Source organism: Nitrosopumilus sp. b1, from assembly GCF_014078545.1.
Taxonomy (GTDB): domain Archaea; phylum Thermoproteota; class Nitrososphaeria; order Nitrososphaerales; family Nitrosopumilaceae; genus PXYB01.
The window spans coordinates 440,777-459,491 of the sequence record NZ_MU078723.1; the positions used below are offsets into that span (position 1 = coordinate 440,777).

Here is an 18,715-nt window from a genome sequence, read left to right on the forward strand (position 1 = left end):
ATTTGCGTTTTGGTTTAGATGCTTTCTTTGAGCGCTTTTTGGTCTTTGGTTTTGCTTTTCTTGAACGTTTTTTGGCGGCTAATTTTCGCTTTTGGGCTTTTACTTTTTCTAACTTTTCTTTGAGCTTGATGAGAGTACTTTTGGCAGATTCCTCTTGTTTTGCTTTTACTACAACCTGTTTTGAGAAGCGTTCTGCGTCCTTTTTGCTCTCTTTTAGCATCTTTTGGAGAGTAGGTTTTACCTTAGTCTGTTTTTGAATTTTTCCGGAAATTTTGGATTTATTTGATTGAATATCATCTATTGCGTCCGTGATTTTTCGCAATGTTTTGTCTCTTTCTTTTATTTCATCCTCTAAATCGGCAATATGCTGATTAAGTGAGTTAATTCTAGATTGTGCACTCTGTTTTTCCTCATCAGAGCTGGCAAAGTCTAATTCTTGTAGGGCTTGTTCTAGGGCTTCTTTTTCTTTGGATACTCGGTCTTTTGCTGCGGTAACCAGTCTTTCGATGCTCTCTTTTTGTGCTAACTTTTGAGTTAAAACTCCCGTTACATCAGATAATTCTTCTCTTGCATTTTCTACTTTACGTGCTACGGTTGCCAATCCAGAAGTAGATCGTCTAAGTAATGAACGTGCTTTCTTTAGTTCTCTTTCCCCTTTTCTTCGAAGTTTTGAAGCTTCCTTTTTTCTTTCTTCTAGCTTGGAAGCAACCCTTTCGAGTGATGCCAACAATCAATCTAGATGGATGGAGTCGATTAAGTTGGTAACATAATCAGGATTTGACTTACCAGTTAAGAAATTTAACATGAATTGGATCTGCGATCATCAAAAAATTATTAATCAAAACGATCTTACAGAAAATGAAATGGAATTCCATCCATCAATAATTCCCATTGCGAGAACATTTGATGTAACTGATGAAAAAGCAGCTTCTGAAGCTGCAGAGGAGATTGTAAAGATGGGTTTTGCCAATAGAAAAGAAGGATTCAAGGTTTTGATGCCAAAAGAGAAAAAGCTTGCAAAACGGATTGGATACACAGTTACAACATCAATCACGTATGGTTTACGACAAACAAAACAAGATAGGGATGTAAAGTATTGGACTTATCATCATGATTCCGATCATTATGCAATTGTTCTAGTCAATCCTAAAGTAGTTCAAGAACTAGGTTTTTGATTAAGAAATTTAGAGAGTTTTGTCTTATGGCCAATGTATCCAGCCAAGAACAATCCCAAAACAGTTCCACCGATTACATCCATTGGATAATGTTGTAATACATAGACTCTGCTAATTGACATCAGTAATGGGTATAACAATAGGAGATAGCATCCACGAGGAAATCGCTCAGATAACACAAATCCTAGAATCACTCCAAAGACAGCAGCCCTAGCTGCATGGCCTGATGGGTAAGAGGCGTTGGCGCTACCCTCACAGAATAGCGAAAATGTGTCATTACTCAGTTCAATTAGGAATGGGTTTCCAGTATAATCTAGGGTGGGCCTATCTCTATCAACACCACATTTGATGTAGCCAGTCAGCAGTGTAGTAAGAACCAATAGTATCATCAAGGCAATTCCAATTCGCCTTGTTCGCTTTATTATAAGGAGAATAATAGAAAATATCAGCATATAATACACGTCGCCAATTTCTGTGATTGATTGCATTATCAAATCGAGTAGTGTATTTCCAGAAATGGACTGGAATGTTTCGATGGTTTGTTGATCAAAATCCTCAGTAACTTGTAATTTTACCAAAAGCGAGATTATGATAAATCCTATAACAAGCAGTACAAATGATCTAGTGCGTATCTCAAAAATCCATTTTTGCAATTAGCTAACTTCCAGACAAGTCATTTTTAATATTTCTCAATTTTTTAGGTGTCAATTATCCAAAATATAGATTTCTTTAAGATTGTTCATGAAAAGATCTAATAGAATGTAGAATTTCTGTAATGTCTGATCGGCTCAAAGATTTTAACTTGGGAATAATTAGGAAATTTGTGAAGATACTCACTCTAGATGATTTTGATCTTAAAGGTAAAACAGTATTTGTTAGAGTAGATATGAACTGTCCCATCGATCCAGAAACAATGGAGATTTCAGGAACAAAAAGAATCGAGGAGGCAATTGAAACAATTGAATCATTAAAAGAAGCAAAAGTGGTAATTGCATCTCATCAAGGTAGAGTTGGAAACAAAGACTATACTGGAATGGAAAAGCATGCTGATGTGCTAGCAAAATTTTTGAATAGAGACATAAAATATGTTGAGGATATTATTGGAAGTGCTGCACAAAATGAAATCAAAAATTTAGAGGCAGGAGAAATTTTACTTTTAGATAATCTCAGATTATGTGCAGAAGAAAATTATGAGTTCTCACCTACAGATGCTTCAAAAACAATCATGGTTTCTAGATTAGCAAAATTATTTGATTTGTGTGTTTTAGATTCATTTCCAAGTGCCCATAGATCACATCCATCAATTGTTGGTTTTCCTCATGTATTACCAGCTGCTGCCGGAAGAATTGTAGAAAGAGAAGTTAGGAAACTAGATGAAATAATCACAGTTGCTAAAGCACCACATGTTATTGTTCTAGGAGGTTCCAAAGTTGAGGACAGATTAGAAGCAATAAAGATGTTGATTCAAAAAGGAAGAGCAGATCATGTCCTTCTAACAGGGTTAATAGGAAATGTCTTCATGAGGGCTCAAGCACGAATAAAGTATCCTTTAGGCATAAAAAGAGAGGATGAAGCAGTGGCAAAAGCCCACAAATTAATTGGTGAATATCCAGATGTTTTTTCAACTCCAGTAGACGTAGCTGTTGACAAAGACGGTTCTAGGGTGGAGATGGACGTTAGGGAATTAAACAAAGGAGATCAAATTTTAGACCTAGGCCCAAAAACAGTAGAGCACTACAATAAATTAATTTCTGGGGCAGGCACTGTCTTTATCAGTGGTCCTCCAGGATTTTTTGAAAGAAAAGAATTCAGTTATGGAACTAGATCACTTTTAGAAAGTGTGGCAAACTCCATGGCAACTACCATCGTTAGTGGAGGTCATCTAACTTCAGCGTTAAAAAAATACGAGTTAGCAGACAAAATTGATCATATCAGTACGGCGGGAGGAGCACTAGTATTGTATTTGACAGGTGAGAAATTACCTATGATCATAGCTCTAGAAGATGCTGCAAGAAGGGAGCGAGCTAAATAGTAGAATTGCAGCTAGGGTTAGGACATATTTTCTCTTCTGAGCTGCCCAAATAGATATCTAAATTGCACGCATTGCAATGGGATTTTTCCATAGGATCAAATAGTTTTAGCCATATCGTAGTAAAATTCTGTGCAATATTACGTGCCAATCCTTTATCGCAAATTTCATTGAAGTATGTTTCAACATCATCTATAGTCCAGGATTCATCAATGTCATTATTTTTTTTTAAAATTGCAAATACATCGTCATTTGTAAAACGATTTTCAGTGTCATTGAATTTTTCAAAGATGATTTTTCTTATCTGAATTGGAATTGGAATTTTAGGGGTATAGTCTCCCATGTCAATACAGATTTGCTGCCTCTTCTTTTAATTTATCGACATCGCCGGTTTCAGACATGTGTTTTGCCAAATACGAATACAAAGCATATTTTAGAACTTTAAGAGACAATAATGCACATTTGATTCTGACAGCTTGAAGATTTTCTAATCCAAGTTCACTTAGCACATCGTTTTTTGTGATCTTTTTTACTTCATCAATATCTTTGCCTTTAGTAATTTCTGTCAAAACTGAAGAGCAGGCCATACATATGGCACATCCACGGCCATGAAATTTGATATCAGATATTTTGTTCTCCTTAATGTTCATATCAATATCTATGCTGTCACCACATAAGGGATTAGAGTCATGAAAAGTTACATCAGGGTTCTCGATTTGTCCAAAATTTAATGGATTCCTAGAATAATCGATAATCATTTCGTGATAAATGTCTGCATTACTCATAGCTTAAACAACCTCGCAACTTTTTCAAGAGAGTTTACTAGTGCATCAACATCTTCTTTTGTGTTATAAATGTAAAAACTTGCACGTGAAGTTGCTGCAACATCTAGTTTTTCCATCAATACTTGAGCACAATGATGTCCAGAACGAACCGCAATTCCTTCTTCATCAATAATTTGAGCAACATCATGTGGATGAACATCAGAAAAATTAAATGATATCACACCACCGCGTTTTGCGAGATCCTTGGTGCCATAGATTTTCATTCCTTTGACATTAGACATTTTTTCTAAAGCGTATTTTGTTAATTCAATTTCATGCTCTCTGATTTTATCCAATCCTAAATTTGTCAAGTAGTCAATTGCTGCACCTAATCCAATTACATCTGCAATATTTGGAGTACCTGCTTCAAACTTGTAAGGCAAGTCATTCCAAGTTGTTTCATATTTGTGAACTTCTCTTATCATATCACCTCCTCCATGAAACGGATTCATTGTTTCAAGAACTTGTTTTTTAACCCACAAAACTCCAATTCCAGTAGGTCCCAGCATTTTATGACCAGAAAATGCAAAAAAGTCACATCCTAATGTACCAAGATTCACCTTCATGTGAGGTACTGCTTGCGCACCATCAACGAGTGTCAATACACCTGCATTCTTACATTTTGAAATAATAGTATCAGCATCAGAGATAGTTCCCAAAACATTAGACATCAAGCTAAATGCAACAAGCTTGACTTTACCTGTTGCAAGATATTTGTCGAGTTGATCAAGTTTTAGTTCTCCGTTTTCATCAATCTCAATATACTCTAGTTTTGCACGTTTTTCCTGAACAAGAAGTTGCCATGGAACAATGTTACTGTGATGTTCATATTCAGTAGTAACAATAATGTCACCTTCTTTAACATGAGATCTTCCCCAAGCATAGGCTACTAGATTAATTGCTTCAGTAGTACCACGTACAAAGATTATTTCTTCTCTGTGTGGAATATTAAGAAAATTTGCAACTTTATCACGAGTTTCTTCATATGCAGTAGTTGCCTCTTCAGCAAGTGCATATACAGCACGATGAATGTTTGCATTAAAAGTTTGATAGTAATTTGTGATTGCATCAATTACTTGATTTGGTTTTTGGGTTGTAGATGCATTATCAAGATATACTAGAGGTTTGTTATCACGTACAGTTCTTTTTAGTATAGGAAAATCTTTTCGAATGTTTTCTATAGAAAGTTGAGCTTGCATGATTAAATCTCCACGTAAATTTCGTTTTGTTGTATTTTAACAGTGTATGTTTTTAGTGGTTCATCAGCTGGAGGATTCTGAGGTTTTCCATTCTCTAAATTAAAAACAGAAAGATGTAATGGACATCTAACACCTTCATCTGTCAGAAATCCTGTAGAAAGATCAGCTTCTGCATGAGTGCAAATCAAATCAGTTGCAAAAAATTTTCCTTTAAGATTTGCCAATAGAATCCTCTTATCTTTATGATCAAAACTAAATAATTGTCCTTCTCCTACTTCATCTACTGAACAAGCCTTTATCCAATCAGACAACAGTATCACCTATACTTGTAATGTTGTTCAATCTCGTCATTTTCGTTGTAACGTGTTTCTTCAATTTCAACGAATTTTCTAAGTTCTTCATCATTGTTAATCATCAATTCTTTACCATCCCATTTTGATTCAATGAGATATGCAATCCATGCTCTTACTTGGTAGGACATTTTTCGAGATAGAGGTTCCAAAAATCCCTCAACAATTGTTCGCTCTGCTTCTGGTCGGCTGAGACATCTTGTTCCTAAATAAAATATCTGTTCTTCATCTATTTGTGCAACAGATGCAGAGTGAGTAGCTTTAACATCATTGGTAAAGATTTCAAGTCCTGGAATAGCGTCTGATTTTGCATCTTTATCTAATAGAATTGAACGTCCTGAAAGATAGGAGTTAGATTTTGCAGCTTTTTCTTTGATGCGAATCATTCCTTTAAAGAGAGATTTTGATTTATCCTTTAGAATGGATTTTTCAATGATTCTTCCCTCAGTTGCAGGACTCTCGTGAATAATGTTTGATTGTAAATCAAAAGATTGTTCTTTGTTTCCAAAAACAACTTCAGAATCATTTGCATTTGCTCCAGTTCCATTTAGGTAGTAATCTATTCTATATCTAGACAAAACGGTTCCAAACAATCCAAGATACCAGTTAATCTGACCATCTTGTCCAATATCAGAGCGTCTAGTTGAAAAGTTGACGGAGCCTTGATCCATCATTTGTAAAGTTGTAAGATCAAGTTGTGCATTTGCTGCTACATTGGTATTTAGTAATTCAAGATATGCCTGTTGTTTTTCTGCTTTTGGAGAGTATAACTCTTGAACAATAGTAGCCTTGCTACTTTCATCTGCAAAGATTATGTTTCGTGAAATGGTGGAAATACCATCTAGTGAAAGAGAAGAAACAAAGTGAATGGGTTTTTCTAAAATTAAATTACGCGGAATGTGAATAAAAATTCCAGAGTTAAATGCTGCATTGTTTAGTGCCGTAAATTTATCCTCAGCGGAGTTTGATGCCTCTAGTGCTTTCTTTACTAGATCACCATTATTTTTCAGAGCATCATCAATAGATGACACCACTAAACCCTTTGAGCTAAACTCATCAGGTAAATTGATCTTTTGAATGTTGGTTCCAATTTGAATTATAGATATTTCATTTTTTAGCTCTGAAAGTCTTTTTTCTAGAAATGCTGGTACTGTAGGATCAGAGGTCACCGAAAGTGAAACCTGTTCTGGATCCATTTTCTTTGCATCGGTATATTTGTTGTATAATGGAGATGTCTCAATTGGTAGCCCTTCATAGATAGATAGAGAGTTTTTTCTATACTGTTTTAGCCAATCTGGTTCATTCTTTGATGAAGAGATTTCTTCTATGTGACTTGAACCAATTGATGAGAGAGCTTGTTGTGACATGGTTTAAGCGAAATGAGTAATATGACTATCCTACAGAGCCATCCATCTCTAGTTTTATGAGACGGTTTAGTTCTACAGCATATTCCATTGGTAATTCTTTGGTAAATGGCTCCATGAATCCATTAACGATTAGAGTTAATGCTTCTTCTTCGGAGAATCCTCTTGTCATGAGATAGAAGATTTGTTCATCACCAATCTTGCCAACAGTGGCTTCGTGAGTGATGGTTGCATCTTCTTGGTTAATCTCCATGTAAGGATATGTATCGGTCTTTGAAGTATCATCTAATAGTAATGCATCACATCGTACAGTAGATTTTACATTTGTTGCACCTTTAGCAACATTAAGCAGACCTCTGTATGTTGAGCGACCATTTAGACGGCTAACAGATTTTGATGTGATTTTAGATGTAGTGTTAGGAGCTAGGTGAACCATCTTTGCACCTGTATCTTGGTGCTGGTTCTTTCCTGCAAATGCGATTGATAATGTTTCACCATATGCACGCTCACCCATCAAATAGATTCCAGGATACTTCATTGTAAGCTTACTTCCAATGTTTCCATCAATCCATTCTACTTTGGCGCCTTCATATGCATATGCACGTTTAGTAACAAGGTTGTATACATCACTGCTCCAATTTTGTATAGTGGTGTAACGCAAGTGAGCATCTTTGTGTGCAACTAGCTCTACAACTGCTGAATGTAAGGATTCGGATGAGTAGACAGGTGCAGTGCATCCCTCGATGTAATGAACTTCAGAGCCTTCATCTGCAATGATTAGTGTTCTCTCAAACTGACCAATATTTTCTGCATTAATTCTAAAGTATGCTTGCAATGGCATGTCAACTTTAACGCCAGGTGGAATGTAGATAAATGAACCACCACTCCATACTGCACTGTTTAATGCTGCAAATTTGTTATCCTCAGGTGGGATGATTTTACCAAAGTATTTTTTGAATATTTCGGGTTGTTCTTTTAGTGCTGTATCAGTATCTAAGAATAGTACTCCTTGTTTTGCCAAATCTTCTCTAAGATTGTGGTATACAACTTCTGATTCATATTGTGCGCCAACACCAGCAAGGAATTTTTTTTCTGCTTCTGGAATACCTAGTTTATCAAATGTTTTTTTAACATCTTCTGGAACATCATCCCAGCTTTTTTCTGTCTTTTCAGATGCTTTTGCATAATAGTAAATATTTTGAAAATCAATAACACTAAGATCGCCACCCCATTGTGGCATTGGTTTTTTCATAAATGTCTCAAATGCACGTAATCTGAAATCAAGCATCCACTGTGGTTCATCTTTCATTTTACTGATACCAATTACGGTTTCTTTTGACAATCCTTTCTTGCTAAGGTGGACATAGAGTTCTGTGGAATCTTTAAAATCATACTTTGAATAATCCATGTCTAGATTTTCAGTTGCCATACTCGTGATAACCCCGTTATATTATAAATACATGAGGAAAAATAGGCAGAGCTAAATAGCTTTAGCTAATATTTTTGCTAAAATCAGTAGAGGAAAAAATTTAGAAATTTTAGGCAACTGAAAAAATATTTTTTATTGTATCAAATGCGCCAGGGATGGTATGTACTTCAGCAATAGAATTTTGCACATTGAATTTTTTTAGCTCATCTGCGGTAAATGGGCCAATTGCAACAACATGTGTTTTTTCTAAACTTTTTAGTAATTTCTCTTTGGGAAGATCACTTGTCATTATCTCAAAGAATGCCCTTACAGAAGATGCGCTTGTAAAAACAATTCCATCCACATTATTTTTTGAAAAAAGTTCTCTAAATTCATTCCATTGAGTAGTATCTTGAAATGCGCATACATCATAAAGATAAAGTTCCTTTACGTCAAGACCAATCTTCTCTAAAAGATCCTTGAGAAATGGAGTAGATGCACCGCTTCGTGGAACGATTACTTTTTTCCCAACTGCGTTGAGTCGAGTAAAGACTTCACCAACACCGACAGAAGAGAATCGTTTTGGGGTGTGATTTACTTTGATTCCTTCTGATTCCAATACCTGCTTTGTCTTTGGGCCAACAGCTATCACTATAGTATTTGCAATGGCCAGTTGAAGTTTTTCAAGCTTTGATATCTTCTTTGCAGTGTCAAAGAGTAGTGTCACTGCCTTTGAGCTCATAAACACAGAGTAATCAGGATCATATTCTTTTATTGTATTCAAAAACTCATCAACAATCTTCTCACCCTTACTAACTAACTGAATTGTTGGAAGTGTGATTGGTGTTGCTTTGTTCTCTTGCATCAATGAGATAAATTCACTAGAATCTTCCTTTGAACGAGTAATTGCTATAGTCTTTCCTTCAATCATTTCTTCCACCCAATAATCTTTGATAAATCAACGACTTTACCTATAATAATTATTGAAGGTGCCTTGAAGTTTTTCTCCTTAACCAGTTTTTCAATGTTTGTTATATTTCCTGTAATCATCCTATGTTTTGATGTGGTACCATTTTGAATAACAGCAACCGGGGTATCTTTTTTCATTCCACCCTGAGCCAATTGCTTACATATGATTCCTATTCGTCCTAATCCCATCATTATCACTATAGTATCAACTGATTTTGCCAAGTTCTTCCACTTTACAACTTCAATCTTTTTCTCAGGGTCCTCATGTCCGGTTACAAAGACTACTGAAGAGGCATATTTTCTATGAGTCAATGGAATTCCAGAGTATGTAGCAGAGCCAATTCCAGAAGTAATTCCTGGAATTATCTCATATTTTATTTTGTTTTCTTTTAGATATTCTGCTTCTTCTCCACCGCGTCCAAAAATTATTGGATCACCGCCTTTGAGTCTAACAATATTTTTTTTCTTTTTGGCAAAGTTTACCATTAATTCATTAGTGCTATCTTGATGTTTTGTATCATCTCCCACTGCACGACCAACGTAAACTTTTTCTGCATTTTTTGGAATCATCGCAAGAATTTTTTTGCTGACTAGTCTATCATACAAAACAACATCTGCTTTTTGGAGTAGCTCCACAGCACGTAACGTAATTAGTTTAGAGTCTCCAGGGCCAGCCCCTACCAAGTACACCTTACCAATCATTGCTTATTCCACTCCTCAACCTTCTCTCTCCAATTTAATGCAAGGTCTGCGATTCCTTTCTCTTGTAATTCTTTGCCAACAATTCTTCCTAGTGATTCTGGCTCATCCCGAGGACCAGATTTTTGCACCACAACGGATTTTTGTCCATCAACTGAAAAGGCACTTACCTTGAGAGTCATTGATTCACCATATGATTTTGCATATGCTCCAATTGGAAAACGACAACCAGAATCCACATATTTTGATAATGCACGTTCTGCCTCTATCTCCCATCTAGATGTGGTGTCTTCAATTTTTTTTAGCATTGATATTGTCTGAGAGTCATCTTTTCTGCAAACAATAGCTAGTGCACCCTGTCCAGGTGAGGGAGAAAGATCATCAGTAGTTAACATAGAATACTTTGTGTCTAGTCCTAGACGAGTAATTCCAGCTATAGCTAAAATCACACCATCAAACTCACCTTCAGTAACTTTTCTAACTCGAGTCTCAATATTTCCACGAATTGGTTTAACCTTAATGTCTGGACGCTTTCTAGATATCTGTACTGCCCTACGTAAACTGCTAGTACCAATTAATGCACCAGTTGGAAGAGATTCCAAAGTATCATCATTTTTTGAAATCAAGATATCATTTACCTTTTCACGTTTTGGAATGCATGCTATAGTTAGGTCTGCAGAGATCTCAGTTGGTACATCCTTAAGGCTATGTACTGCAAAGTGAACTCGTTTTTCAGAAACTGCTCTGTCAACTTCTTTTTCAAAGATTCCTTTTTGATCTATTGTAAATAGTGGTCGTGCGTCAGTATCGCCCTTGGTCGTAATGGCAACTATCTCAAATGAGTCCTCTGGGTTTTGTTTTTGGAGTTCTGAAATAACCCATTTTGTTTGGGCAATTGAAAGTTGGCTACCACGGGTACCTATGAGATATTTCAATGCTTCACCGTTTGTAAACCAGTTGAATATGCGTCAACTGCCTTGTTAAGATCATTATTTGTGTGGGCCTCAGATAAAAACACCACTTCAAACTGAGATGGAGCAATGAAGATTCCTTTCTTTAGGAGATGTCGAAAAAGTTTGTTGAATTTTTTTGCATCAGCATTTTTGGAGCTATGATAGTCAATTACAGGTTTGTCTGTAAAAAATATCTGAAACATTGATGCTGAAAAATTAATCTGGTGTGGAATTTTCAAATCAGTTGCAATGTCATCGATGGCTCTAGAAAGTGCAGCACAGTATCGTTCAAGTTTTGAATACATCTTGTTTCCAAGCTTGTTCATAGTCTTAATTGAGCTAATACCAGCAGCTACAGATACAGGATTTCCTGCAAAAGTGCTAGCCTGGTATACCCTTCCTCCAGGAGTGAGTTGATTCATAATCTCTTTTTTGCCGCCAACTGCCGCAATTGTAAATCCATTTCCAAGTGCCTTTCCAAGTGTTGTGATATCAGGTTTTATTCCAAAGTATTTTTGCGCTCCACCTGAAGATACACGAAAACCTGTGACTATCTCATCAAAGATTAATGGTACATCATTTTGAGCGGTAATTTTTCTAATATCTTTTAGAAAGTTTTTCTCAGGGAGAACCAGTCCCATGTTTGCAAGAATTGGTTCTACGATGACTCCTGCGACATCCTTGTTTTTTCTGATAACATCCTCTAGCTGTTGAGAATTATTGTACTGAACAACCAAAGTGTTTCTTGATACTTCATCTAGACCTCCTTCTGATACAGATATTCCATTATGTGCAGAGCCAGAACCTGCTTTGACTAAAACAGAGTCGTGAGCGCCATGATAACATCCTTCAAATTTTATTATCTTCTTCTTTTTTGTAAAACCGCGTGCAAGTCTAATTGCAGTCATTGTGGCCTCAGAGCCAGTATTTACAAGACGAACTTTGCCAATAGATGGATAATTCTTTATGATAAGGTTGGATAACTCAACTTCCAAATCAGAAGGAGTACAAAACAGGGTACCTCTTTTTAGCTGTGCAGAGACTGCAGAGATTATCTCTTTTCGTCTATGTCCTAACAGTAATGCGCCATAACCATTGCAAAAATCAGTATATTTTTTTCCATCAACATCCCAAATGCTACTCTTATCGGATTTTGTCACAAAGAATGGATATGGTGTAAAGTAACGAACCGGACTATTAACTCCAGAAGGAATGACTTTTTTTGCATCTGAAAACATTTTGCTCGATTTTGACATGATTGTATTTGGGAAAATCGCTATTAGTAATATTTTTACTGATTTTCTGATGCTCTTTGTGCCTGAAATTTACTCTTAAACAAGTATCCAACTATCGATGTTCCAACAAATGTCGCACTCCAGTACAGCCATAAATTTTCCATAACACCAGACAATACTGCGGGTGCCAATGCCCTTGCAGGATTCATTGATGCACCAGAAATAAATGCAAAAAAGAGAATATCTAATCCCACTATTCCACCTATTGCAATTCCACTGAATCCGTTGAGTCCTTTTGTATATACAACTGTAAAAATCACCGCCATCAATAGCGCAGATGCCAACACCTCAATTCCAAATATTATAGGTAGAGGAAAATCATAGTTAGGAGCATTTGCTCCAAGATTTGCATCAGTGCCTATTACTCCAAGAACAAAAAGGGAACCTAAAAATGCACCAATTATTTCGGCAGTAAAATAATACAGGACTTGATGCCTTGTAATGTGACCAGTTATGAAATACCCTATAGTTACTGCTGGATTAAAGTGTGCCAAAGAAATTTTTCCAAAAGAGTATACACCAATTATCAACGCAATAAACGGTGCAATTGCCGCAAATGGAATTCCCAATCCAAGATCATAATGAGCATCCAATACTATAGAACCAGTTGCAAATACCACAAGGATGAAAGTTCCAATTAATTCAACAGTAAATATTTGCAGATTTGAATACGACATTACGATGCCTCTAAATTTTGAATAAATTTTTTGATTTTAGATTCGATATCATCGCGAATTATTCTAACTTCTTCTATGGATTTTCCTTTTGGATCTTCTATTCCCCAATCCAGAATATCTTTAGCAAATAGTGCAGGGCATGATTTTTTATCCATACAGCCCATGTTGATTGTTCTAAATGACTCATGAATTACAGATTCGGTGAGAGTCTTAGGAGATTCTGCCGATAAGTCTATTCCTACTTCTTTCATTGCCTGAACTACAATTGGATTAACTTTATCTGCAGGAATAGTACCTGCACTTGTCGCTTGAAATTTTCCAGTAGCATATTTTTTAAAAAATGCCTCAGCCATTTGACTCCTACCAGCATTTTCTACACAAACAAACAGAATTTTGTTATTTTCAGGCATGAATTTATATCAATCTAGATTGATATAAATCTAGATTGATATGAATGGAGCTAGTCTGCTAAAATGCATTTGTGATGAGACAAGATTTGAGATGCTAGAACTACTTCAAAAGAATAAGGAGATGTGTGTAAATGATTTTGTAAAATTAGTCAGAAAGGATCAACCGTTAGTATCACATCACCTAAAGACACTCAAACAATGCGGGATTGTAAAATCAAAGGAAAATGGAAAAAAGATGATGTATAGCATATCTAATAACCAACTATCAGAACTCATAGGTAACATTACAAAAGCAAGTAAGAAGATTCCCACTCTATGTAACGATAAGAACTGCTGCTAGATTTCTAATCAAACAAATTTTTCGGTTCTAACTACACCAACATCACTTGTGTAAAGTATAATTGCAAAATTTGAAAACAAGGTTCTAGTAATTTCTTCTACAATATCCTGCAGCTTGCTTTCTGAAAGAACTACTTCAACTTTAACATTTTTTTCATTTTCTAATCCTTGACCACGTATACCTTTTGAGCCATCACCATCAACTTCATAAGTTGTATAACCTGAAACCTTGTGCTTTTGCAATATTTCAATTACTTTTTTTTGTGCTAAAATCTCACAGGTAATGGTAAGTAATTTTGTTGAGTATAGTTTCATATTAATTCAGTCCTCAAATAATTGAATAAGTCTATCGATCCATCAACATTGTGTAACATTGATGACACAACAAACATGATTGGCAATAATACTATGATATTGTAAGGAAATGTTATTCCCAGAGCAGATGTGATGTAAAGACTCGGCTTTGCTTGTGGAATTGCATGCCGAAGTACAGCTGGTGCTGCAATAAAGGACGCACTGGCCAAAAGTAATCCAAACATTACAGCACCCCCTATACTTAATCCCAAGAGCGTGGATACGAAGACGCCAATCAAACCGTTAATTGTTGGAATAATTATTGAAAATGCAACTAAGAATACTCCGACTTTCTTGATATCATCTAGTCGCTGTCCTGCAATAATTCCCATTTCAATGAGAAATATCACAATAGCGCCAGTAAAGAGATCATCAAAAACTATCTTGATTGAACTAAATCCTTCTTTTCCTATAATATAACCAATCACAATACTACCAAGCAAAATAACTATGGCTTTACCAGTTATTGATTCATGTAGTACTTTACTTAGTTTTGTTTTTCCAGATTCGATTTCAATTCGTCCCATTTCTTCTTCTAGTGGATCATTTGTGGTGACAGAATTTTTTTTAGCCTGGATTTGTTTTGATACTGCTACGTTTGTAAGAAATATTGCGAGGATAAATGCGACAGGTTCTAACACTGCAAGAATAGCTGCAAGATAACCTTCTGATTCAACACCCTGATTTTTTAAAAATGATAGACCTACTGAGAAAGTAACTGCTCCGACGGCTCCATATGTAGATGCTAATGCATATGAATCAAAAATGTTGAACTTGCCCAATCGTCGAAGAATTTGATAGCTATACAGAGTAATCAACAATGATAATGCTATGGCGACAAGCATTGGAACAAACATTATTACAAAACCGGTATTTCGCATTTCAATTCCTCCGTGTAATCCTATGGCAGCTAAAAGGTAAATTGGGAGGAATTGCGATATTGCATCAGGGATTTTTAGATCAGATTTTATTCGTGCCACAATAATTCCAAAGATAAAAAATAAGACAATAGGAGTCAGAAGATTTGACTGAATTAATTCTAAAATTTCCATATGATCAGCTCAATTAATGAATAAATAATTTGGAAAAAACTTTAGAAGTTGTTTTTTAGAAAATTCCACAGTACGATTTTGAGTTTTTACGTGGTATAAAGATAAGCATCGTTTTAGACAAAAAGTTCTATTACATAGGTGGCTACAAAAGCTATTCCTGCAGAACCAGGTATTGTGATCATCCATGCAAAAACAATTTGTCTTCCAACTTTCCATCGTACCGCAAATTTCCTCCTAACTGCTCCAGCGCCCATAATGGAGCCGGTAATAGCATGAGTAGTACTTGCAGGTATACCTAAGGTTGCAAAAATTGCTAAAATAATTCCACCACCAGTCTCAGCTGAAAACCCCTGATATGGTTTTAGTCGTGCAACTTTCATTCCTAGCGTTTTGATGACTTTGAATCCTCCAAAGAAGGTACCCAAGGCAATGGCACTTGCGGCAGAAAAGATTACCCATAGTGGAACGGTACTTATGTCAGAGATTAATCCCTCCGAAAACAAGACAAGAACAATTATTCCCATAACTTTTTGTCCATCATTTGCTCCATGAGTCAAAGCAAACCAGGCTGAAGAGATTAGTTGCAATCTACCAAATGTCTTATCAACTCGTGCCGGTCGTTTCTTTGCAAAAACAGTAATAATTATTCCCGCAAAGAGTATTCCAATAATCATTCCTCCCACTGGAGAAGTAATAATTCCCAAAAATACCTTGGATAATCCTCCATACACTAGTTTTTCAAAGCCCAAGCTGGCAATTCCTGCTCCCATAATGCCTCCAATCAAAGAATGACTGTTGGAAATTGGTAATCCAAAATATGTGCATACAGAACTCCAAGTTATGGCACCAACCAAACCACCAATAATCATGTAAATGGTAACATCATCGGGTTCAACAATCCCCTTTGCAATAGTCATTGCAACTGCAACACCAAAGACAAAGGGTCCTGCAAAGTTTGCAGCAGCAGATAATGCAACTGCATGTAATGGTTTTAGTACACGAGTTCCAATTACGGTTGCAACAGAATTTGCTGCATCATTAAACCCATTTACAAAATCAAAGATTAGTGCTGCAATTATTGCTCCGATTGCTAACTCTAACATTACAAAAACCTATGTATATTTTAAAACAATGTCTTCCACTACATCTGCAACATCAACGCATCTGTCGGAAGCTGTCTCAATTGATTCATAGATATCTTTTAATTTTATAATAGTTATAGCGTCGTTTGTTTCAAATAATTTTCCTACAGCATCTCTATAAAGATCATCTATAGTGTGCTCAATGTCGCTAGCCTTGCGACAATGATTTATGAGATCTTTGTTTGATTTGAGATTACCTAATTTTGAAATCATGTATTCTAATTCTTTAGTTGCATTTGATAGTTCTTTAGCAATTTCCAGCATATACGGAGGTGAAGATGTAATATTGTAACTAATTATACGACCAGAGATACCTTCTATAAAATCAATCACATCATCAGTTTTGGATGCAATTCGTTGGATGTCCTCTCTATCAAGTGGAGTTATGAAAGTCTTGTTTAACTCTGCAAATACTGACCGAGTAAGATCATCTGCTTCCCTTTCCAATTTTTTTATTGATGTATGATGGACATCTGCATTTTTCATATCAGAAAATAGATTAATTAATTCCTCAGATACTTCGACTGATTTTTTTGCAAGATTATCAAGAATTGTTAGAATTTCTTTCTCGTTGGATTTTACCCAGGATAGCCATTGGCCCATAAAAAATCTGTAATTTACGTAATTATATTCCTGTACTACATACTCTATATTCCGCTATATAGAAATGAAAATTAGTTTTTGATCGTTATTTATTCACATTTGATGATCATATCACCATCAGTTTGAGAGACAGTACAGGAATCTACATCATCTCCACCGTCAACAATATCCATTCCAGACAATCCATTGAGTAGATCATTTCCTGATTGACCCTTGAGTATGTCGTTTCCTTGATCGCCAGTGAGATTATCATTGCCTTCATTTCCAAATATTATATCATCACCATCCCCACCAAATATGCAATCATTACCTTTGTTACCCATGATGATATCATCACCATCTAGTGCAAAGATTAGATCTGCTTGAGGGGTTCCATTAATCACATCATCATCAGGTGTTCCAATAATCACGTTATAGCTTGAATGATCCTTTCCACATGCTTGTACAGTAACTATCTGAGTTGCATTGTTTACATTTCCAAATGAGTCTGAACTTGTCCAGGTTACTACGGTTTCACCTAATTGGAATACAGATGGTGCGTCATTTGTTATGGTAGGTTCTAAATCAATTATATCACTTACAGAAGCCAATCCAACGGTTATTGGAGTCTCCAATGCAGTAGCATCTACTATGATATTTGCTGGAGGAGTTATGGTGGGAGCAGTAGTATCTACTACACTAATCTTTTGGGTTGCGGTTGCAGAGTTACCATCCTGATCAATGGCAGTCCATGTGATTATAGTGTCACCCAATTGGAAAACATTAGGAGCATCATTACTTAGTGATTCAACCTGAATAATATCGACTGCATTTGCAGAACCTATGTTAACTATATTTTCTGAAATGCTAGTTGCCTCAACTATTACATTCTTTGGAGCGGTTAATGTTGGTGAGGTAGTATCTACAACGCTTATCACTTGAATATCTGTAATGGAGTTACCTGAAGTATCAGTTGCAGTCCAGGTAACTTCGGTCTTTCCAAATGAAAATACAGTTGGTGCGTCATTTGTTATAGAAGCGACTTCAACTAGATCAGTTGCAGTAGCCAATCCAATGTCAATGATATTTTCAGTTGGAGAAATTGCCTCAACGGTAATATCATCTGGAATTATTATTTGAGGTACAGTAGTGTCAATAATTGAAACTTTTTGAGTACCAGATGCAGAGTTTCCATTTTCATCATTAGCAGTCCAGGTGACTAGGGTGTCACCTACTGAGAAAGTGGATGGTGCGTCATTTGTTATTATAACATCACTTACAGTATCACTTGCAACAGGTATTCCTAATTCAACAGTATTTCCATCAAGTGATGTTGCTTCAAAGATAACATCATTTGGAGCTGTAATTATCGGAGATGTTGTATCGATTAATGTTACTAGTTGAGTGACATTGGCAACATTTCCAGAAGAGTCTGTTGCAGTCCAGGCGACTATAGTTTCTCCAAGTGAAAATGATGTTGGTGCGTCATTTGTTACAAAGTCAAGTTTTACTAAATCAGATGCTATAGGCTGACCCAAATCAACTATGTTGTTTTGTAATGATTTTGCCTCTAGAGTAATGTCTTCTGGAGGAGTAATCACAGGAGCAGTAGTATCAACAACATGAATTTGTTGTACTCCAGAGTATTGGTTTCCAGAGGTATCAGTTGCAGTCCAGGTAATTGATGTTAAACCTAATGGGAAGACTTCTGGTGCGTCATTTGTGATCGATGCAACACCTACAGCATCAGTTGCAGTTGCTGCACCAAATTCTACTAGATTTGAAATTAGATTTGTTGCCTCAACTACCTTTTCTTTTGGAACGTAAAGAGTAGGTGGAACAGTATCAATTACAGAAACAGTTTGTTGAGCACTTACAGAGTTTCCAGAAGTAT

At 36.0% G+C, this 18,715-nt stretch carries 22 protein-coding genes; 3 read left to right on the forward strand and 19 right to left on the reverse strand.

What is annotated here, in order from left to right; translation table 11 throughout:
- Nucleotides 1–727: ATPase V (locus tag C6988_RS08410; protein WP_182134595.1), on the reverse strand; the 727-nt coding region annotated here is incomplete at its 3' end.
- 136 nt (nt 728–863) lie between these two features.
- On the opposite strand from C6988_RS08410, the gene C6988_RS08415 reads away from it, so the two are divergent.
- The gene (locus C6988_RS08415; protein WP_182134658.1) at nt 864–1,175 is read left to right on the forward strand and encodes a hypothetical protein; all 312 of its coding nucleotides are present in this window, start codon (nt 864–866) and stop codon (nt 1,173–1,175) included.
- Here C6988_RS08415 and C6988_RS08420 read toward each other — a convergent pair.
- Complete coding sequence (locus tag C6988_RS08420) at nt 1,157–1,828, reverse strand: phosphatase PAP2 family protein (RefSeq protein WP_182134596.1); 672 nt, start codon at nt 1,826–1,828, stop codon at nt 1,157–1,159. The genes C6988_RS08415 and C6988_RS08420 overlap by 19 nt on opposite strands.
- Before the next feature lie 170 nt (nt 1,829–1,998).
- Between C6988_RS08420 and pgk the strand changes: the two genes are divergently transcribed.
- Complete coding sequence (gene pgk / locus C6988_RS08425) at nt 1,999–3,207, forward strand: phosphoglycerate kinase (RefSeq protein WP_255464444.1); 1,209 nt, start codon at nt 1,999–2,001, stop codon at nt 3,205–3,207.
- Here the strand turns inward: pgk and C6988_RS08430 are convergent.
- The 12 genes from C6988_RS08430 to C6988_RS08485 form a co-directional block, all read right to left on the reverse strand.
- Nucleotides 3,200–3,547 carry a hypothetical protein gene (locus C6988_RS08430; RefSeq protein WP_182134598.1) on the reverse strand — a complete coding sequence of 116 codons (348 nt, stop codon included), beginning with the start codon at nt 3,545–3,547 and terminating at the stop codon, nt 3,200–3,202. The genes pgk and C6988_RS08430 overlap by 8 nt on opposite strands.
- Before the next feature lies 1 nt (nt 3,548).
- Complete coding sequence (locus C6988_RS08435) at nt 3,549–3,989, reverse strand: iron-sulfur cluster assembly scaffold protein (protein ID WP_182134599.1); 441 nt, start codon at nt 3,987–3,989, stop codon at nt 3,549–3,551.
- Entirely contained in the window at nt 3,986–5,230 is a 1,245-nt protein-coding gene (locus C6988_RS08440; protein ID WP_342752379.1) for a cysteine desulfurase, read from the reverse strand. The genes C6988_RS08435 and C6988_RS08440 overlap by 4 nt, the downstream gene beginning before the upstream one ends.
- Complete coding sequence (locus C6988_RS08445) at nt 5,230–5,538, reverse strand: non-heme iron oxygenase ferredoxin subunit (RefSeq protein ID WP_182134601.1); 309 nt, start codon at nt 5,536–5,538, stop codon at nt 5,230–5,232. Before C6988_RS08445 ends, C6988_RS08440 begins: the two co-directional genes overlap by 1 nt.
- 5 nt (nt 5,539–5,543) lie before the next feature.
- Nucleotides 5,544–6,944 carry a Fe-S cluster assembly protein SufD gene (gene sufD / locus C6988_RS08450; RefSeq protein WP_182134602.1) on the reverse strand — a complete coding sequence of 467 codons (1,401 nt, stop codon included), beginning with the start codon at nt 6,942–6,944 and terminating at the stop codon, nt 5,544–5,546.
- 25 nt (nt 6,945–6,969) lie between these two features.
- A complete protein-coding gene (sufB, locus tag C6988_RS08455) occupies nt 6,970–8,370 on the reverse strand; it encodes a Fe-S cluster assembly protein SufB (RefSeq protein ID WP_182134603.1) in 1,401 nt (466 codons plus the stop codon).
- Between the two features lie 109 nt (nt 8,371–8,479).
- Nucleotides 8,480–9,280, reverse strand: a complete 801-nt coding sequence (locus tag C6988_RS08460; RefSeq protein ID WP_182134604.1) for a uroporphyrinogen-III synthase — start codon at nt 9,278–9,280, stop codon at nt 8,480–8,482.
- Entirely contained in the window at nt 9,277–10,020 is a 744-nt protein-coding gene (cobA, locus tag C6988_RS08465) for a uroporphyrinogen-III C-methyltransferase (RefSeq protein ID WP_182134605.1), read from the reverse strand. The genes C6988_RS08460 and cobA overlap by 4 nt, the downstream gene beginning before the upstream one ends.
- Complete coding sequence (gene hemC / locus C6988_RS08470) at nt 10,017–10,952, reverse strand: hydroxymethylbilane synthase (protein WP_182134606.1); 936 nt, start codon at nt 10,950–10,952, stop codon at nt 10,017–10,019. The genes cobA and hemC overlap by 4 nt, the downstream gene beginning before the upstream one ends.
- On the reverse strand, nt 10,949–12,226 hold the full coding sequence (gene hemL / locus C6988_RS08475; protein WP_182134607.1) for a glutamate-1-semialdehyde 2,1-aminomutase: 1,278 nt from the start codon (nt 12,224–12,226) through the stop codon (nt 10,949–10,951). Before hemL ends, hemC begins: the two co-directional genes overlap by 4 nt.
- A 35-nt stretch (nt 12,227–12,261) precedes the next feature.
- Entirely contained in the window at nt 12,262–12,942 is a 681-nt protein-coding gene (locus tag C6988_RS08480) for an MIP/aquaporin family protein (RefSeq protein WP_182134608.1), read from the reverse strand.
- Nucleotides 12,942–13,352, reverse strand: coding sequence for an arsenate reductase ArsC (locus tag C6988_RS08485; RefSeq protein ID WP_182134609.1), 411 nt, complete (start codon nt 13,350–13,352; stop codon nt 12,942–12,944). The genes C6988_RS08480 and C6988_RS08485 overlap by 1 nt, the downstream gene beginning before the upstream one ends.
- 40 nt (nt 13,353–13,392) lie before the next feature.
- On the opposite strand from C6988_RS08485, the gene C6988_RS08490 reads away from it, so the two are divergent.
- Nucleotides 13,393–13,692 carry an ArsR/SmtB family transcription factor gene (locus tag C6988_RS08490; RefSeq protein WP_182134610.1) on the forward strand — a complete coding sequence of 100 codons (300 nt, stop codon included), beginning with the start codon at nt 13,393–13,395 and terminating at the stop codon, nt 13,690–13,692.
- 8 nt (nt 13,693–13,700) lie between these two features.
- Here the strand turns inward: C6988_RS08490 and C6988_RS08495 are convergent, their stop codons facing one another.
- From C6988_RS08495 to C6988_RS08515, 5 genes are all read right to left on the reverse strand, one after another.
- Nucleotides 13,701–14,006 (reverse strand): DUF3240 family protein, encoded by a 306-nt coding sequence (locus C6988_RS08495; protein WP_182134611.1) that lies wholly within the window; start codon nt 14,004–14,006, stop codon nt 13,701–13,703.
- Nucleotides 14,003–15,097 (reverse strand): sodium-dependent bicarbonate transport family permease, encoded by a 1,095-nt coding sequence (locus tag C6988_RS08500; RefSeq protein WP_182134612.1) that lies wholly within the window; start codon nt 15,095–15,097, stop codon nt 14,003–14,005. Before C6988_RS08500 ends, C6988_RS08495 begins: the two co-directional genes overlap by 4 nt.
- Before the next feature lie 113 nt (nt 15,098–15,210).
- Nucleotides 15,211–16,200: an inorganic phosphate transporter gene (locus tag C6988_RS08505; RefSeq protein ID WP_182134613.1), complete on the reverse strand. Its 990-nt coding sequence runs from the start codon at nt 16,198–16,200 to the stop codon at nt 15,211–15,213.
- A 9-nt stretch (nt 16,201–16,209) separates the two neighbouring features.
- Nucleotides 16,210–16,842: a DUF47 domain-containing protein gene (locus C6988_RS08510; protein ID WP_182134614.1), complete on the reverse strand. Its 633-nt coding sequence runs from the start codon at nt 16,840–16,842 to the stop codon at nt 16,210–16,212.
- Nucleotides 16,843–16,931: 89 nt separating this feature from the next.
- On the reverse strand, nt 16,932–18,715 hold a 1,784-nt coding region (locus C6988_RS08515), incomplete at its 5' end, for a calcium-binding protein (protein ID WP_182134615.1).

What these genes read in the sequence shown, in the direction of transcription:
- C6988_RS08415 (WP_182134658.1), top strand. Translation starts at nt 864, where the DNA reads ATGGAATTCCATCCATCAATAATTCCCATTGCGAGAACATTTGATGTA.
- C6988_RS08430 (WP_182134598.1), bottom strand. Translation starts at nt 3,547, where the DNA reads ATGGGAGACTATACCCCTAAAATTCCAATTCCAATTCAGATAAGAAAA.
- C6988_RS08435 (WP_182134599.1), bottom strand. Translation starts at nt 3,989, where the DNA reads ATGAGTAATGCAGACATTTATCACGAAATGATTATCGATTATTCTAGG.
- sufD (WP_182134602.1), bottom strand. Translation starts at nt 6,944, where the DNA reads ATGTCACAACAAGCTCTCTCATCAATTGGTTCAAGTCACATAGAAGAA.
- sufB (WP_182134603.1), bottom strand. Translation starts at nt 8,370, where the DNA reads ATGGCAACTGAAAATCTAGACATGGATTATTCAAAGTATGATTTTAAA.
- C6988_RS08460 (WP_182134604.1), bottom strand. Translation starts at nt 9,280, where the DNA reads ATGATTGAAGGAAAGACTATAGCAATTACTCGTTCAAAGGAAGATTCT.
- cobA (WP_182134605.1), bottom strand. Translation starts at nt 10,020, where the DNA reads ATGATTGGTAAGGTGTACTTGGTAGGGGCTGGCCCTGGAGACTCTAAA.
- hemL (WP_182134607.1), bottom strand. Translation starts at nt 12,226, where the DNA reads ATGTCAAAATCGAGCAAAATGTTTTCAGATGCAAAAAAAGTCATTCCT.
- C6988_RS08480 (WP_182134608.1), bottom strand. Translation starts at nt 12,942, where the DNA reads ATGTCGTATTCAAATCTGCAAATATTTACTGTTGAATTAATTGGAACT.
- C6988_RS08485 (WP_182134609.1), bottom strand. Translation starts at nt 13,352, where the DNA reads ATGCCTGAAAATAACAAAATTCTGTTTGTTTGTGTAGAAAATGCTGGT.
- C6988_RS08490 (WP_182134610.1), top strand. Translation starts at nt 13,393, where the DNA reads ATGAATGGAGCTAGTCTGCTAAAATGCATTTGTGATGAGACAAGATTT.
- C6988_RS08495 (WP_182134611.1), bottom strand. Translation starts at nt 14,006, where the DNA reads ATGAAACTATACTCAACAAAATTACTTACCATTACCTGTGAGATTTTA.
- C6988_RS08500 (WP_182134612.1), bottom strand. Translation starts at nt 15,097, where the DNA reads ATGGAAATTTTAGAATTAATTCAGTCAAATCTTCTGACTCCTATTGTC.
- C6988_RS08505 (WP_182134613.1), bottom strand. Translation starts at nt 16,200, where the DNA reads ATGTTAGAGTTAGCAATCGGAGCAATAATTGCAGCACTAATCTTTGAT.
- C6988_RS08510 (WP_182134614.1), bottom strand. Translation starts at nt 16,842, where the DNA reads ATGGGCCAATGGCTATCCTGGGTAAAATCCAACGAGAAAGAAATTCTA.